Source organism: Sagittula sp. S175 (genome assembly GCF_049800975.1).
GTDB lineage: Bacteria > Pseudomonadota > Alphaproteobacteria > Rhodobacterales > Rhodobacteraceae > Sagittula.
This window is the reverse complement of record NZ_JBNAGB010000009.1, coordinates 120,899-134,769: the sequence shown is the minus strand read 5'-3', so window position 1 is coordinate 134,769 and position 13,871 is coordinate 120,899. Positions and strand designations below refer to the sequence as shown.

General features: G+C 65.8%; 14 protein-coding genes. 9 read left to right on the top strand and 5 right to left on the bottom strand.

Annotation, left to right across the window (positions count from 1 at the left end; genetic code table 11):
• Positions 1 to 12: 12 nt before the first annotated feature.
• Positions 13 to 735: an SDR family oxidoreductase gene (locus ACP16H_RS13535; protein WP_425072842.1), complete on the top strand. Its 723-nt coding sequence runs from the start codon at positions 13 to 15 to the stop codon at positions 733 to 735.
• Between the two features lie 56 nt (positions 736 to 791).
• A complete protein-coding gene (locus ACP16H_RS13530) occupies positions 792 to 1,700 on the top strand; it encodes a DMT family transporter (RefSeq protein ID WP_425072841.1) in 909 nt (302 codons plus the stop codon).
• A 40-nt stretch (positions 1,701 to 1,740) separates the two neighbouring features.
• On the opposite strand, the gene ACP16H_RS13525 is transcribed toward ACP16H_RS13530, so the two are convergent.
• Both ACP16H_RS13525 and ACP16H_RS13520 read right to left on the bottom strand, forming a co-directional pair.
• Positions 1,741 to 2,484, bottom strand: coding sequence for an SDR family oxidoreductase (locus ACP16H_RS13525; protein WP_425072840.1), 744 nt, complete (start codon positions 2,482 to 2,484; stop codon positions 1,741 to 1,743).
• 92 nt (positions 2,485 to 2,576) lie between these two features.
• Positions 2,577 to 4,358, bottom strand: coding sequence for an IlvD/Edd family dehydratase (locus ACP16H_RS13520; protein ID WP_425072839.1), 1,782 nt, complete (start codon positions 4,356 to 4,358; stop codon positions 2,577 to 2,579).
• 228 nt (positions 4,359 to 4,586) lie between these two features.
• Here ACP16H_RS13520 and ACP16H_RS13515 point away from each other — a divergent pair, with 228 nt between their 5' ends.
• Positions 4,587 to 5,066 carry a hypothetical protein gene (locus tag ACP16H_RS13515; RefSeq protein WP_425072838.1) on the top strand — a complete coding sequence of 160 codons (480 nt, stop codon included), beginning with the start codon at positions 4,587 to 4,589 and terminating at the stop codon, positions 5,064 to 5,066.
• 9 nt (positions 5,067 to 5,075) lie between these two features.
• Complete coding sequence (locus ACP16H_RS13510) at positions 5,076 to 5,774, top strand: RraA family protein (protein WP_425072837.1); 699 nt, start codon at positions 5,076 to 5,078, stop codon at positions 5,772 to 5,774.
• Positions 5,775 to 5,889: 115 nt separating this feature from the next.
• On the opposite strand, the gene ACP16H_RS13505 is transcribed toward ACP16H_RS13510, so the two are convergent.
• The 3 genes from ACP16H_RS13505 to ACP16H_RS13495 form a co-directional block, all read right to left on the bottom strand.
• Entirely contained in the window at positions 5,890 to 6,780 is an 891-nt protein-coding gene (locus tag ACP16H_RS13505) for a phytanoyl-CoA dioxygenase family protein (protein ID WP_425072836.1), read from the bottom strand.
• Between the two features lie 30 nt (positions 6,781 to 6,810).
• The gene (locus tag ACP16H_RS13500; RefSeq protein WP_425072835.1) at positions 6,811 to 7,731 is read right to left on the bottom strand and encodes an NAD(P)-dependent oxidoreductase; all 921 of its coding nucleotides are present in this window, start codon (positions 7,729 to 7,731) and stop codon (positions 6,811 to 6,813) included.
• A gap of 87 nt (positions 7,732 to 7,818) precedes the next feature.
• Positions 7,819 to 8,580: an SDR family oxidoreductase gene (locus tag ACP16H_RS13495; protein ID WP_425072834.1), complete on the bottom strand. Its 762-nt coding sequence runs from the start codon at positions 8,578 to 8,580 to the stop codon at positions 7,819 to 7,821.
• Between the two features lie 168 nt (positions 8,581 to 8,748).
• On the opposite strand from ACP16H_RS13495, the gene ACP16H_RS13490 reads away from it, so the two are divergent.
• The 5 genes from ACP16H_RS13490 (at position 8,749) to denD (ending at position 13,800) form a co-directional block, all read left to right on the top strand.
• Positions 8,749 to 9,348 (top strand): LysE family translocator, encoded by a 600-nt coding sequence (locus tag ACP16H_RS13490; protein ID WP_425072833.1) that lies wholly within the window; start codon positions 8,749 to 8,751, stop codon positions 9,346 to 9,348.
• The gene (locus ACP16H_RS13485) at positions 9,341 to 10,729 is read left to right on the top strand and encodes an FAD-binding oxidoreductase (protein WP_425072832.1); all 1,389 of its coding nucleotides are present in this window, start codon (positions 9,341 to 9,343) and stop codon (positions 10,727 to 10,729) included. Before ACP16H_RS13490 ends, ACP16H_RS13485 begins: the two co-directional genes overlap by 8 nt.
• 67 nt (positions 10,730 to 10,796) lie before the next feature.
• Positions 10,797 to 11,918: a fumarylacetoacetate hydrolase family protein gene (locus tag ACP16H_RS13480; RefSeq protein ID WP_425072831.1), complete on the top strand. Its 1,122-nt coding sequence runs from the start codon at positions 10,797 to 10,799 to the stop codon at positions 11,916 to 11,918.
• Positions 11,915 to 12,832 carry a sugar kinase gene (locus ACP16H_RS13475; RefSeq protein ID WP_425072830.1) on the top strand — a complete coding sequence of 306 codons (918 nt, stop codon included), beginning with the start codon at positions 11,915 to 11,917 and terminating at the stop codon, positions 12,830 to 12,832. Before ACP16H_RS13480 ends, ACP16H_RS13475 begins: the two co-directional genes overlap by 4 nt.
• Positions 12,829 to 13,800, top strand: coding sequence for a D-erythronate dehydrogenase (gene denD, locus ACP16H_RS13470; RefSeq protein WP_425072829.1), 972 nt, complete (start codon positions 12,829 to 12,831; stop codon positions 13,798 to 13,800). The genes ACP16H_RS13475 and denD overlap by 4 nt, the downstream gene beginning before the upstream one ends.
• Positions 13,801 to 13,871 lie beyond the last annotated feature (71 nt).

Sequence of the window (13,871 nt, the reverse complement as noted above, 5' to 3'; positions counted from 1 at the left end):
AAAGGACGAGACATGAGACTTGCAGGAAAACGCGCCTTCATCACCGCCGCCGGACAGGGCATCGGCCGCGCCATTGCCGAAAGCTTTGCCCGCGAGGGCGCGACCGTCACGGCCACCGACCTGAAGGCCGACCTTCTGGACGGGTTGGACGCCACCACGCAGGCGCTGGACGTCACCGACAAGGCCGCGCTGACCTCGGCGATCGAAAATGCCGCGCCGGATATCCTCGTGAATTGCGCAGGCTTCGTGCACGCCGGCCCGCTGCTGGACGGCACCGATGACGAGTTCGACTTCGCCATCGCGCTCAACGTGAAATCGCAATTCCATGCCATGCAGGCGGCGCTGCCCGGCATGATCGAACGCGGCGGCGGCTCGATCGTCAACATCGCCTCCGTGGCGTCCAGCATTGTTGCCGCGCCCAACCGCTGCATCTACGGCCTGTCCAAGGCCGCCGTCATCGGCCTGACGAAATCCGTCGCCGTCGATTACGTCAAGCAGGGCATCCGCGTGAACTGCATCTGCCCCGGCACCGTCGACAGCCCCTCGCTGCATGACCGCCTGCGCGCCATGGGCGACTACTACGAGGCACGCCGCGCCTTCGAGGCCCGCCAGCCCATGGGCCGCATCGGCACCGCCGAAGAGATCGCGCACCTGGCCATCTACCTCGGCTCGGACGAGAGCGCCTTCACCACCGGTCAGGCGCATGTGATCGACGGCGGTTGGGCGGCAGCGTAACCCACAAGCGCGACCTAAAGGCGCGACCGACAGGCTCATGCACGGGGAACAAGGCCATGACCGAAGCAAAACCGCGCGAGGAGCGCACCCGCACCGGCGTCCTGCTGATGGTCCTGGCCGTGGCCTTCTTCACCTGCATCGACAGTTCGGCGAAGCTCCTGATCCTCGCCGGACTGCCCGCGCTGCAAGTGGTCTTTGCCCGCTACACCGGGCATTTCATTGTCGCCGTCCTTGCCTTCGGCCTGCGTGATCCCTCTGCCTTCCGCAGCCATGCACCATGGCGGCAACTGCTGCGCTCAACCTTCCTGCTGGGGTCGACCATTCTCAACTTCATGGCGCTGAAGTTCCTGCCGATCACCGTGACCACCACGATCATGTTCGCCGGTCCCATCGTCATCACCCTGCTGGCGATCCCGCTTCTGGGCGAAAAGGTCGGCCTGCGCCGCATCGTCGCCGTCTGCACCGGCTTCATCGGCGTGCTTGTCGTCATGCAGCCCTGGGGGGCGGAGTTTCACCCGGCCATGTTCCTGACCTTGGGCGGGCTGGTCTGCGCCTCGCTCTACTTTGTCATGACTCGGATGCTGGCCGATATCGAAGCCAATGCCACGCAACAACTCTGGTCCTCAGGCTTTGCAGCCCTCGCACTCATGCCGTTCGTCTTCCAGAATTGGACATGGCCCGAAGGCACCGCGTGGCTCCCGTTCCTTCTGATCGGCTGCTTCGGTGCAGCAGGGCATATCTGCGCCACCGTTGCGCACCGCATGGCGGACGCGTCGATCCTTGCGCCGGTGATTTACGTCCAGCTCTTCATGGCCGCCTTTGCAGGCTGGCTGCTGTTCGACACGCTGCCGACGATCTACACTCTGGGCGGCGGGTCCATCATCATCGCCTCTGGCCTCTACATCTGGCAACGCGAACGCATGGTCCGCGGCAAGGTTCGGCGTCCCCTGCCAGTACAACGATAAAAGGGGGCCGAAGCCCCCTTTGCTACGAAACCAAAAGACCTCAGCCGCGCCCGATATAGGGCATGTTGGTCGCCATCACCGTCATGAACTGCACGTTGGCCTCCAGCGGAAGCTCCGCCATGTGCAGGACCGCGTCGGCCACGTGGCGCACATCCATCACCGGTTCCACCGCAATCGACCCATCCGCCTGCGGCACGCCCTTGGTCATCGCCTCCGCCATGTCCGTCAGGGCATTGCCGATGTTGATCTGCCCACAGGCGATGTTGAACGGCCGCCCGTCGAGTGAGATCGACCGCGTCAACCCCGTGACCGCGTGCTTCGACGCCGTGTAGGGTGCCGATCCCCAGCGCGGCACATCCGCCGAGACAGAGCCATTGTTGATGATCCGTCCGCCCTGCGGGTCCTGCGCGCGCATACGCTTGAACGCCGCGCGGGCGCAGATGAACGACCCGGTGACGTTGATATCCATGCAGCGCCGCCAGTCGGCCACGCTGATCTCGTCGATGGTCGCGCCCATGACCGACACGCCCGCGTTGTTGAACAGCGTATCGATATGCCCCCACTCGGCGGCGGCACGATTGAAAATCTGCTCGACCTGCATTTCCTGCGCCACGTCGCCCGGCAGCACAAGCGCGCCCTTGTGACCATCGGCCACTGCTTCCAACGGCCCCGGCTGCCGCCCGACGAGGCCGACCTTCCAGCCCGCTTCAAGGAACTTCAGCGCACAGGCCTTGCCGATCCCGGCCCCAGCCCCGGTGATGATGATGGATTTCGCGTCAGACATGCGCGCCCCCTCCCTGCTTCTTTGGTTTCAAAAATACCTCGGAGGGGTCCGGGGAGGCAGCGCCTCCCCGGTCTCACCGCCGGGCAAATGGCTCAGTGATTGTCACGCGGCAGCGCCCTGGCCACCTTCTGATAGGCCGTGGCCAGTTCCAGACAGCCGCCATCGGCCAGCTGGCCCACATGGGTGCGATAGATCTCCTGCCATGGCGTCTGGTTCACGATCTCCGGTGCCTCCCAGGCATCGATCCGCGCCTGCCACTCTGCCTCGTCCACCAGCGCGTCCATGCGCGACGCGTTCAGGTCCAGGCGCACCATGTCGCCGGTCTGCAAATAAGCCAGACCACCGCCGACCACCGCCTCGGGCGAGGCGTTCAGGATCGACGGGCTTTCCGATGTCCCGGACTGACGGCCATCCCCGACCGTCGGCAGATGATTGATGCCTGCCCGGATCAGCGCGTCCGGCGGCTGCATGTTCACCACCTCGGCGGAACCGGGATACCCCACGCAGCCGACACCGCGAATGAACAGGATACAGTTCTCGTCGATGGCCAAGGCCGGCTCGTTGATCCGGTCGTGGTAATCCTCCGGGCCCTCGAACACGATGGCCCGCGCCTCGTGGACCCCCTCGGCCCCGGGATGCGACAGGAAGCGTTTCTGGAAGTCCGCCGAGATCACAGAGGTCTTCATCAGCGCCGAGTCGAACAGGTTGCCCGTCAGCACCTTGAACCCTGCATTCTTGCGCATCGGGGCATCGTAGGTCTTGATGACCTCGGTGTCCTGACTCTCCCACCCATCGAGGTTCTCACCCATGGGCCTGCCCGTCGCGGTCATCGCGCCGTCATGGATGCGGCCCGCCTTGCGCAACTCGCCCATGACTGCCGGCACCCCGCCCGCGCGAAAGAAGCTTTCGCCAAGGTACTCCCCCGCAGGCTGCATGTTCACCAAAAGCGGCACGTCAAAGCCGACCGTCTCCCAGTCCTTCACGTTCAGTTCGACACCGGCGTGGCGGGCGACGGCCTGCAAATGCGGCGGCGCGTTGGTCGACCCGCCAATCGCCGCATTCACTACGATGGCATTCTCGAATGCTTCCCGCGTCAGGATGTCGGAGGGTTTCAGATCATCCAGCACCATCTGCACGATTCGCTTGCCGGTCTCGTAAGCCATGGCCATCCGCTCGCGGAACGGCGCCGGGATCGCGCTGTTCCCGGTCAGCGACATGCCCAGCGCCTCGGCCATGGCATTCATCGTCGAGGCCGTGCCCATCGTGTTGCAGTGCCCAAGGCTGGGCGCCGACGAACACACCCGGCTCATGAACTCCTCGTAGTCGATCTTGCCCTCGGCCAGCAGACGACGGCTCTCCCAGATGATCGCACCCGAGCCCGCGCGTTTGCCCTTCCACCACCCGTCCAGCATCGGCCCGCCGTTCAGCGCGATGGCCGGAATATCCACCGTGGCCGCACCCATGAGCATGGCAGGCGTGGTCTTGTCACAGCCCGTGGTCAGCACCACCCCGTCGATGGGGTAGCCATGCAGCACCTCCACCAGCCCAAGATACGTCAGGTTCCGGTCCAAAGCCGCCGTCGGCCGTTTGCCCGTCTCCTGGATCGGATGCACCGGGAATTCCATCGGGATGCCACCCGCCTCACGGATGCCCGCCTTGATCCGGTCCATCAGGAAGACGTGGATCTTGTTGCAGGGCGCGATGTCACTGCCGCTGTTTGCGATGCCGATCACCGGACGCTCGGACATCAGCTCTTCTTGCGTGTACGTGCTGTTCTGGTAACGCTCGACATACAGCGCCGTCATCCCCGGGTTGTTCGGGTTGTCGAACCATTCCTGGCTACGAAACCGCTTGTTCGCGCGGGTGTCTGACATTGTTCCTCCCTGCCCGGTTCGGGCTTGTCTGGTCGGGCGCATCCTTGCCTCGGATCACTGCAAGGACCAAAGCCCAAACAGCCCGAATCCCGGCGGGCGCCGCTGCGGTATCCTTGCCATTTGGTATACCAAATGCAAGCACCCTGCGCAGCCACCCCTTGACAACCTGCCCGTGGCCATCTGGTATACCATCGCAAAGACACCCCTTCGAAGGGTGCCGGAGGATACATGTTTTCAAGACCCGTGGCCCTGGCCGCCACATTCCTGCTGACCGGCTGGACGCTGCCCGCACTGGCACAGGACATTTCCACGGCGGCCACACCTGCCTGCGTCGAACGCGCCCGCTCTGATGGCGCCGACCCGAAACTCTGCCTCGCGCAGGTCCACGCCCCTTGCCAGTCGATCAGCGCCGAAACCCCGGCCCTCGTCACCCTATGCTTCGACACGGCCCGCGAGGCCTGGACCCGCGCCACCGCCGCGCGCCTTGACGAGATCACCCACGACGCGCCCGAACAGATTGGCGCACGCACCCGCATCGACACGAAATACGACCTGCTCGCCGGGCTCCTGCAATGCGACCGGCTCGAAGAACTCGGCCACCTGACCGAAATCGAAGACGACCGGCTCCTGCTGGAAAAGACCCGCTGCGAAGCCACCGCGACCGGCCTCGCCTACATCCGCCTTCTGTGGCGCGTCACCAAGGACTGAGAGGACCCCATGATCGAATCCCCGCCCGCCCTCACGCTCATCGCCTCTGCCCCCCGCCCGACCGAGGCCCAGATCGCCGCCTTTCAGGGGGTCGAAACCGCGCATATCGCCGACGCCATGGGCGGCACCGCCGCCATGGACACCACGATCTCGCCGCTGGGCTTCGGGCGCGACCTGCCGACCTTCGCCGCCGGTCCGGCGCTGGTCTGCGACAGCGGCCCGTCCGACATCATCGCCACGCTCGGCGCCATCGAACACATGTTTCCCGGGGACATCCTCGTGCACGCCGCCCACGGCAACCAGAAATGCGCCACCATCGGCGACCAGGTGTCCGGCATGCTGAAGAACGCCGGCGCTGCGGCCTTCGTCACCGACGGCCCGATGCGCGACTACGAGGGCATCGTAAAGACCGGCCTGCCCTGCTGGTGCACCGGCCTGAACCCCAATTCGCCCTCCGCCAACGGCCCCGGCGTCACCGCCACCAGTGCCGTCGTCGGCGGCCGCCACGTCTCCACCGGCGACATGGTCGTCTGCGATCTGAACGGAGTCGTGGTCGTCCCCTTCGCCCGTATCGACGACGTCATCGCAAAGGTTGCCGAGGTCAAACGCATGGAAGAAGAGCTCGCCGCCAAGGTCCGCGACGGCTTCCGAGAACCCCTCGACACCCGCAAGATGCTCGCCGAAGGCCGCGCCGTGGTGATCTACTGACCTCACCACGCACGCAGGCTTGACCTTCATCTTGATCCAAATACCCTCGGGGGAGTCTGCCTCAGGCAGACGGGGGCAGAGCCCCCCGCCCGCAGGGCCCGCCCCGAACCGCCCCCTATACGAAGGCGCTCTTCATCCCGCCCATCATCTGCGTCTTGAAGATCGACGTATTGTCCTTCGCAGGCGGCAAAGGCATCCGCACCGGCACCGCCTCGACCCGCGGCGCATAACACGGCGCGCCGGTAACCACCCGGTCCAGCAAATCCGCGTGAAACCCGCGCTGTCCCAACCCGTGAATGTAGCTCGATCCCCCCAACAACGGCCAGGCATCCGCCGCCGTGCATTCGTAGAACAGGATCTTGCGCGCCCGCGTCGAGGTATTGGGCGCCGATCCATGCAGGATGCGCACATGATGCACCGTCATGTCCCCCGCCTTGCCGGTCAGCGTCACCGCTTTCAACAGGTCGAAATCCGGGTCCGCGGGATCAATCGCGCCGCAGAACACCCCGTCATGGTGATGCGACAACACCGGCCCGCGATGCGAGCCCGGGATCACCATCAACGGACCGTTCTCCGCGTCCATGTCTTCCAGCAACACACCAAAGGCCAAAAGCGAGTCATTCGTCGCCGGGTAGAACGCCCAGTCCTGATGCCACTCCACCGCAGCCCCGCCGCTTGGAGCCTTGCAGTTAAGCTTCGACGTATTGATGACCGTGTCTGGCCCCAACAGGTCGTTCAGCACCTGCGTGATCCGCGACCCGCGCAGCAGTTCCCAAAAGAATGGATGGTTGCGATGCGGCAGCTTCACCCGCGTGAGGCGTGGAGTCTCCGCCGAATGCCCTCGGTCAAGATCAAACAACTCATCGCTCTCGCTGACCCTCCGCGACCCTTCGATCCATTCCGCCACGATCTCCTGCGCCCGCGCCAGCTCCTCCGGCGTCAGCACGTTCTCGACCCTCAGATAGCCCTCACGCGCATAAAACTCCCTCTGGTATTCCGTCAGCATCTCCAATCCTCCCAAAGAAAAAGGGACGCCTCAGCGCCCCTTCTCTGCTTCTTTCACCATGTCGATCCCGTTCAGCGCGCCGACGTGGTCGGCCAGCCAGGGCACGTAATCCTGCGCATGACCCGTCGCCTCGGCATGCACGAAATACTGCCGTGCCGCCGACAGGCACAGCGTCATGACATCCGCCGCTGCCGCCATGTTCGACGCATAGCGCAGATCCTTCGACGCATTGGCGATCGAGAACTTATGCACGTCCCGCTCCCCATCCACGACGCAACGCATGAACGTGTCAAAGAACCCGTTGCCCAGCCGCGACGACCCGATGACCTTCTGCACGGTCTGCGGTGAAATCCCGGACTTCGCCCCCAGCACGGTCACCTCGGCATACAGCGCCGCATACCCCATGCTGATGGTGTTCATCAGCAGCTTCATCTTGTGCCCGGCGCCGACACCACCCACGCGGTTGATGTTGCCCGCCCAGCACTGGATCACCGGCAAGACACGCTCGAACACGTCCTCATCGGCCCCCACCATGCAATCCAGCGTCCCGGCCTCCGCCTCCTTCGGCGTCCGGCCCAGCGGCGCATCCACCATGTGCCCCTCCTTCTCAGCCAGCTCCGCCGCCAGCGCCTCGGTCGACACCGGATCGGCGGTCGAGGTCTCGATCACCACCAGCCCCGCGCGCGCCCCGGCCAGGATACCATCCGCACCGCGAAACACCGCCTCCACCTGCGGCGAGTTCGACAGGCAGGTGTGGATCACGTCGCAGCGCTCCGCCATCTCGCGCGCCGTCGCCACCTCGGTCGCCCCCTTCGCCACGAGGCTGTCCACCGGGGTCCGGTTGCGGTTGCCCTTCACGAAGACGGTGTAGCCCTTCTCCACGAGGTTCTTCGCCATGCCATGGCCCATGTAGCCCAGCCCGATGAAGCCGATGATCGGTTTGTCAGTCATAGTCTCTCCTCCCAATTGTCCCAAACGGCCCAAGGGTCGGCGGGCGGGCGCTTCTGGCCAAGGGCCAGACAGAGCCGCCCCCGACCCTTACAGCCGCGACGTGATCCCGCCGTCGACGAACAACACGTGCCCGTTCACGAAACTCGACGCCTCCGCACACAGGAAGACGCAAGCGCCCACCAGTTCCTCTACCCGGCCCCAGCGCCCCTGCGGCGTGCGCTCCTCCAGCCAGGCCGAGAACTTCGGATCGGCCACCAGCGCCGCATTCAGCGGCGTGTCGAAATATCCCGGCGCGATGGCATTCACGTTCAGGCCCTTGGGGGCCCAATCCGTCGCCATGCCCTTGGTCAGGTTGGCAATCGCGCCCTTGGACGCCGTGTAGGGCGCGATCCCGGGCCGCGCCTGCAAGGTCTGCACCGAGGCGATATTGACGATCCGCCCCGCGCCCCGCGCGATCATGTGCCGCGCACAGGCCTGCCCGACGTAAAACGCCGAATTGACATTGGTCACCATCAGCCGGTCGAACATCTCCGGCGGGAAATCCTCCAACGGCGTGCGATGCTGCATCCCGGCGTTGTTCACCAGGATGTCGATGGCGCCATGCTCGGCCTCGAACCCATCCACCGCTGCGCGCACAGCCGCCACGTCCGTCACGTCAAAGACCAGCGTCTCCACCGCCAGCCCCTCGCCGCGCAACACCTCTGCCGCGTCGGCCAGCCGCTCCGCATTGCGCGCGTTCAACACCACCGTCGCCCCGGCCTGCGCCAACCCGCGCGCCAGTGCAAACCCGATGCCCATCGACGAGCCGGTGATCAGGGCGCGACGGCCCGTCAGACTGAAAAGTTCCATATTCCTCCTTCGCGGGGCATCGCGCAGCCGTCCCCCGTGTTGACATCCGCCGCGTCAGCCGCTTTCTTCAAAATGGTATACCATCCGGGGGCCGATGCAAGCACCGGGACGGTGCGAGGGAGGATTCATCTTGAAACAGGACCAGATGGTCCGCGCCGGGGTCGCGCCATGCTGACCTTTGCCGCAGCCGTGTTTTTCCTGATCGTCACGCCGGGACCGGGGGTTCTGTCCACGGCGGGGCTTGGTGCGGCCTACGGGTTCCGCGCCGGGCTGCGCTACGTGACGGGTCTGTTCATCGGCACCAACCTCGTGACCCTCGCCGTCATCACCGGCATCGCCGCGATCATCCTGTCCGTTCCCGTGGTGCGCTGGCTGCTCATGGCCGCCTCGCTGGCCTACCTGCTCTACCTCGCCTCCCGCATCGCCTTTGCCGGCGCGCGCATTGCCTTCATCGAGGCCAAGGCCCCCCCCGCCATCCTCGCCGGAATCGCGCTTCAGGCGATCAACCCAAAGGCCTACGCCGTCAACACAACCCTCTACGCGGGCTTCCCCTTTGCCCCCGACAACCTCGTCTTCGAAACCCTCGCCAAGCTGGTCATCGTCAACGCCATCTGGATCCCGATCCACCTCGGCTGGTTGTTCGCCGGAGCCTCGCTGCACCGCATGAACCTCTCCGACCGCACCCAGCGCCGCATCAACTACGCGATGGCCGCCTCCATGCTCATGGTGGTCGCTCTCGCCCTCATCTCCGGTCTCAAGAATGCCTGACACGTCCACCGCCCTCGCCGACCTGTCCGCCCTGCTGGGCGACCGCCTCGCCACCTCCGAGGCCGACCGCCGCCTGCACGGCCAGAACGAGACCTATTACCCGGAAACCCTGCCCTGCGCCGTCGCCTACCCCGAGACCACCGCCGAGGTCTCGCAGATCATGCAGATCTGCCATCGCCACGGGCTGCCCGTCACCGCCTATGGCGCGGCCTCCAGCCTCGAAGGCCAGCACCTGGCGCTGAACGGCGGGCTGTGCCTCGACATGAACCGCATGAACAAGGTGCTGCATGTCGCCCCCGAGGACCTGCTCTGCGTCGCGCAACCCGGCATCACCCGCAAGCGCCTGAACGAGGAGCTGAGGGCGACAGGCCTGTTCTTCTCCGTCGACCCGGGCGCCGATGCCTCGCTCGGCGGCATGGCGGCGACCCGTGCGTCTGGCACGACCGCCGTCCGCTACGGCACCATCCGCGAGAACATCCTCGCCCTCGAGGTCGTCCTCGCCGACGGCACCGTGATCCGCACCGGCACGCAGGCGCGCAAGTCCGCCACCGGCTACGACCTGACCCACCTCATGATCGGCTCCGAAGGGACGCTCGGCATCATCACGGAAATGACCGTCCGCCTGCACGGCCAGCCCGAGGCCACCGCCGCCGCCACCTGCCGCTTTGCCACCGTCGAGGAAGCGGTGAACTGCGTGATCCTGACCATCCAGTCCGGCATCCCCATGGCCCGGATCGAACTGCTCGATCAGTTCATGGTCAAGGGCTTCAACAAATACGCCAAAAGCAGCCTCCCCGAAGTCCCCCACCTCTTCCTCGAATTCCACGGCTCCCAAGCGGGCGTGCAGGAACAGACGGACGCCTTCAGCGCGATTGCCGAGGACTTCGGCGTCTCCGGCTGGCAAACCGCCACCACGACCGAGGACCGCAACGCCCTCTGGGCCATGCGCCACAACGCGCATTACGCCTCCGCCGCGCTGGGGGCCAAGGACGGACAGGCCGGAAACATCTGGCCCACCGACACATGCGTGCCGATCTCGCGACTGGCCGAAGCTGTCACTTGGGCGCAGGACAAGGCCGCCGAGATGGGCCTGACCGCCACCATCGTCGGCCACGTGGGCGACGGCAACTTCCACGTGGGCCTCTCGGTCGATCCCGCCAACCCCGAGGTCATGCAACGCGCCGAGGATTACGTGCACCAACTTGGCGCCATGGCCCTCACGATGAACGGCACGGTCTCCGGCGAACACGGGATCGGCGTCGGCAAGCAATATTTCATGGAGGCCGAACACGGTGTCGCCGTCGCCACCATGCGCGCCATCAAGGCCGCGCTCGACCCCACCAACATCCTCAACCCGGGCAAGATGCTGCCCCCCGCCTGACCTCGCACACCCACGTCTGAATTTTCGCAGAAAATTCGTCCGCACCTGTCCAAAACGGAATGACCCGATGACCCTGCAAAACCCCGATCCCAAAGGCACCTTCCTCGCCCGCGTCTGGCGCCCGAACACGGGTCCCGCCATCTGCGTTCTGCGCGACGACCGTCTTTTCGACATAACCTCGCGCGACACCCCCACCATGCGCGACCTGCTCGAACGCGACGACCTGCTGACCTACGTCCACGCGCAACGGGGCGAGGACATAGGCCGCGTCGACCAGATGCCCCCCGACATGCGCCTCCTTGCCCCCTGCGACCTGCAAGTGGTGAAGGCATCGGGCGTCACCTTCGCCCAGTCCATGGTCGAACGGGTGATCGAGGAACAGGCCGCCGGCAACCCCGACCGCGCCGACGCCATCCGCAAGAAGGTCACAGCCGTGATCGGTGACAGCCTCGCAGGCATCGTGCCCGGCTCGGACAAGGCCATGGAGGTCAAGCGCGTCCTGCAAACCGAGGGCCTCTGGTCACAATACCTCGAAGTCGGCATCGGCCCGGACGCCGAGGTCTTCACCAAATGCCCGACGCTGGCCGCCATGGGCCACGGCGCGGACGTGGGCTTGCACCCCATGTCGAAATGGAACAACCCCGAGCCGGAAATCGTCCTCGCCGTGACCTCGCAGGGCAAGATCGTGGGCGCCACGCTCGGCAACGACGTCAACCTGCGCGACGTCGAGGGCCGCTCCGCGCTCCTGCTGGGCAAGGCCAAGGACAACAACGCCTCCGCCGCCATCGGCCCCTTCCTGCGCCTCTTCGACGAGAGCTACACGATGGAGGACATGGAAAACGCCGAACTGACCCTCACCGTCACGGGCGAGGATGACTTCACCCTCAATGGCCGCTCGTCGATGTCGAAGATCAGCCGCAAACCGGGGTCGATCGTCGCCCAGACCATCGGCGCGCATCACCAGTACCCGGACGGCTTTTTCCTCTACCTCGGCACGCTCTTCGCCCCCACCGAGGACCGCGACGCCCCCGGCCAGGGCTTCACTCATAAAATCGGCGACATTGTGACCATCGCGGAACCGAAACTGGGTGCGCTCACCAACACCGTGCGCCTCTCTACCGACTGCGCGCCGTGGGACTTCGGCGTCTCCGCCCTGATGAAGAACCTCGCCGCCCGAGGCCTGCTATGAGCAGCTTCCTCTCGCTTGGCGAAATCATGGTCGAACTGGCTCCGGCACAGGACGGCCTGCTGAAACAAGGCTTTGCCGGCGACACCTTCAACACCGCGTGGTACGCTCGCCGCCTGCTCCCGCCTGAGTGGTCCGTCTCCTACGGCACCGTCATCGGGCAGGACGCCATCTCGGACGACATGGCCGACTTCATCCGCGCCCAGGGCCTCGACACCGACGCGCTGGCCCGCCACCCCGAGCGCACCGTCGGCCTCTACATGATCTCGCTGAAGGACGGCGAGCGCAGCTTCTCCTACTGGCGCGGCCAGTCGGCGGCAAAGACCCTTGCCGACGATCCCAACCGCCTCGCCGCCATGCTGAAGGGTCGGCGTAACATCCACTTCTCCGGCATCACCCTCGCCATCCTGCCGCCCAAGGCGCGCTCCACCTTCTGCGCTGCCCTCGCTAGCGCCCGCGCGCAAGGCGCACATGTCAGCTTCGACACCAACCTGCGCCCGAAACTCTGGGGCTCCATCGACGCCATGCGCGACGGCCTCACCCTCGGTGCCTCGGTGGCGGACACCGTCCTGCCCTCCTTCGACGAAGAGCAAAGCATCTTCCCCGATCAGACTCCGCGGGACACCGTCACCCGCTACGCCAGGGGCGGCGCGACAACCGTCGTGGTCAAGAACGGCAGCGCCCCCGCCACGGCCTGGCACACCACCGAGGGCACGGTCCAAGTCACCCCGCCATCCGTCGCGCAAGTCACCGACAGCACCGCCGCAGGCGACAGCTTCGCCGCAGGCTTCCTCGCCGCCCGCGCCCTCGGCCAATCGCTGCAACAGGCCACCGAACAGGCCGCTACCCTCGCCTCGAACGTCATCCAACATCGCGGAGCGCTCGCCCCCGCCCTCTTCGAAGGAGAATCCAAATGAACATCCTCATCATCGGCGGCGCCGGAGTTGTCGGCCAGAAACTCGCCCGCGCCCTCGCAGCCAAGGGCACCCTGCGCGGCAAACCCATCACGAAGCTCACCCTCGCAGACCTCTCGGACGCGCCCCTGATCGACGCCCCCTTCCCGGTCGAGGCGACGACCTGCAACATCACCGACCCGGCCTCGGTCGCGGCAAACATCACCGAAGACACGGATGTCATCTACCTGCTCGCCGCCGTGGTCTCGGCCCACGCCGAGCAGGACTTCGACTTCGGCTACAAGGTCAACATGTTCGGCACCCTCAACGTGCTCGACCGCTGCCGCGCCCTCGGCACGAAGCCCGTTCTGGTCTTCACCTCCTCCATCGCTGTCTTCGGCGGCGAGGTGCCCCAGCCCTACACCGACCACTCGGCGCTCAACCCGCAGATCAGCTACGGCGCACAAAAGGCCATCGGCGAGATCCTCGTGAACGACTACACGCGGCGCGGCTTCATCGACGGGCGCGGCTTCCGCCTGCCGACCATCTCCGTCCGCCCGGGCAAGGCCAACCGCGCCGCCTCCTCCTTCATGTCCTCGATCTTCCGCGAACCGCTGCAAGGCCAGGAGGCGATCTGCCCCGTCGACCCCGACTTCCCGCATTTCTACCTCTCGCCGAAGCAATGCGCGCTGAACCTCGTCAAAGGCGCGGAAATCCCCGCCGAGGACATGGGCAAGAACCCGACAATGACCATGCCGGGCCGCGTCTGGACCATCCGCCAGATGATCGACGCCATGACCGCCGTGGCAGGCCCGGAACCGGCAAAACTCATCCGCTGGGAAGAACAGCCCGAGATCGCCGAGATCCTCAAGGGCTGGCGCCTCGACATCCGCCCGGAAAAGGCCGCCCGCCTCGGCCTCAAAGCCGACGACAGCTTCGAGGACAACATCCGCTACTTCCTCGAAGAAGACATTGCACCGGCGCAATCCTGAGCGCGCGCGCCTGTTTCTTCCTGGTCCAAATACCTCCGGGGGGAGGCCCGGCACGGGCCGAGGGGGCAGCG

Coding starts and splice junctions, on each gene's coding strand:
- ACP16H_RS13535 (WP_425072842.1), top strand. CDS start 13: ATGAGACTTGCAGGAAAACGCGCCTTCATCACCGCCGCCGGACAGGGC.
- ACP16H_RS13530 (WP_425072841.1), top strand. CDS start 792: ATGACCGAAGCAAAACCGCGCGAGGAGCGCACCCGCACCGGCGTCCTG.
- ACP16H_RS13525 (WP_425072840.1), bottom strand. CDS start 2,484: ATGTCTGACGCGAAATCCATCATCATCACCGGGGCTGGGGCCGGGATC.
- ACP16H_RS13520 (WP_425072839.1), bottom strand. CDS start 4,358: ATGTCAGACACCCGCGCGAACAAGCGGTTTCGTAGCCAGGAATGGTTC.
- ACP16H_RS13515 (WP_425072838.1), top strand. CDS start 4,587: ATGTTTTCAAGACCCGTGGCCCTGGCCGCCACATTCCTGCTGACCGGC.
- ACP16H_RS13510 (WP_425072837.1), top strand. CDS start 5,076: ATGATCGAATCCCCGCCCGCCCTCACGCTCATCGCCTCTGCCCCCCGC.
- ACP16H_RS13505 (WP_425072836.1), bottom strand. CDS start 6,780: ATGCTGACGGAATACCAGAGGGAGTTTTATGCGCGTGAGGGCTATCTG.
- ACP16H_RS13500 (WP_425072835.1), bottom strand. CDS start 7,731: ATGACTGACAAACCGATCATCGGCTTCATCGGGCTGGGCTACATGGGC.
- ACP16H_RS13495 (WP_425072834.1), bottom strand. CDS start 8,580: ATGGAACTTTTCAGTCTGACGGGCCGTCGCGCCCTGATCACCGGCTCG.
- ACP16H_RS13490 (WP_425072833.1), top strand. CDS start 8,749: ATGCTGACCTTTGCCGCAGCCGTGTTTTTCCTGATCGTCACGCCGGGA.
- ACP16H_RS13485 (WP_425072832.1), top strand. CDS start 9,341: ATGCCTGACACGTCCACCGCCCTCGCCGACCTGTCCGCCCTGCTGGGC.
- ACP16H_RS13480 (WP_425072831.1), top strand. CDS start 10,797: ATGACCCTGCAAAACCCCGATCCCAAAGGCACCTTCCTCGCCCGCGTC.
- ACP16H_RS13475 (WP_425072830.1), top strand. CDS start 11,915: ATGAGCAGCTTCCTCTCGCTTGGCGAAATCATGGTCGAACTGGCTCCG.
- denD (WP_425072829.1), top strand. CDS start 12,829: ATGAACATCCTCATCATCGGCGGCGCCGGAGTTGTCGGCCAGAAACTC.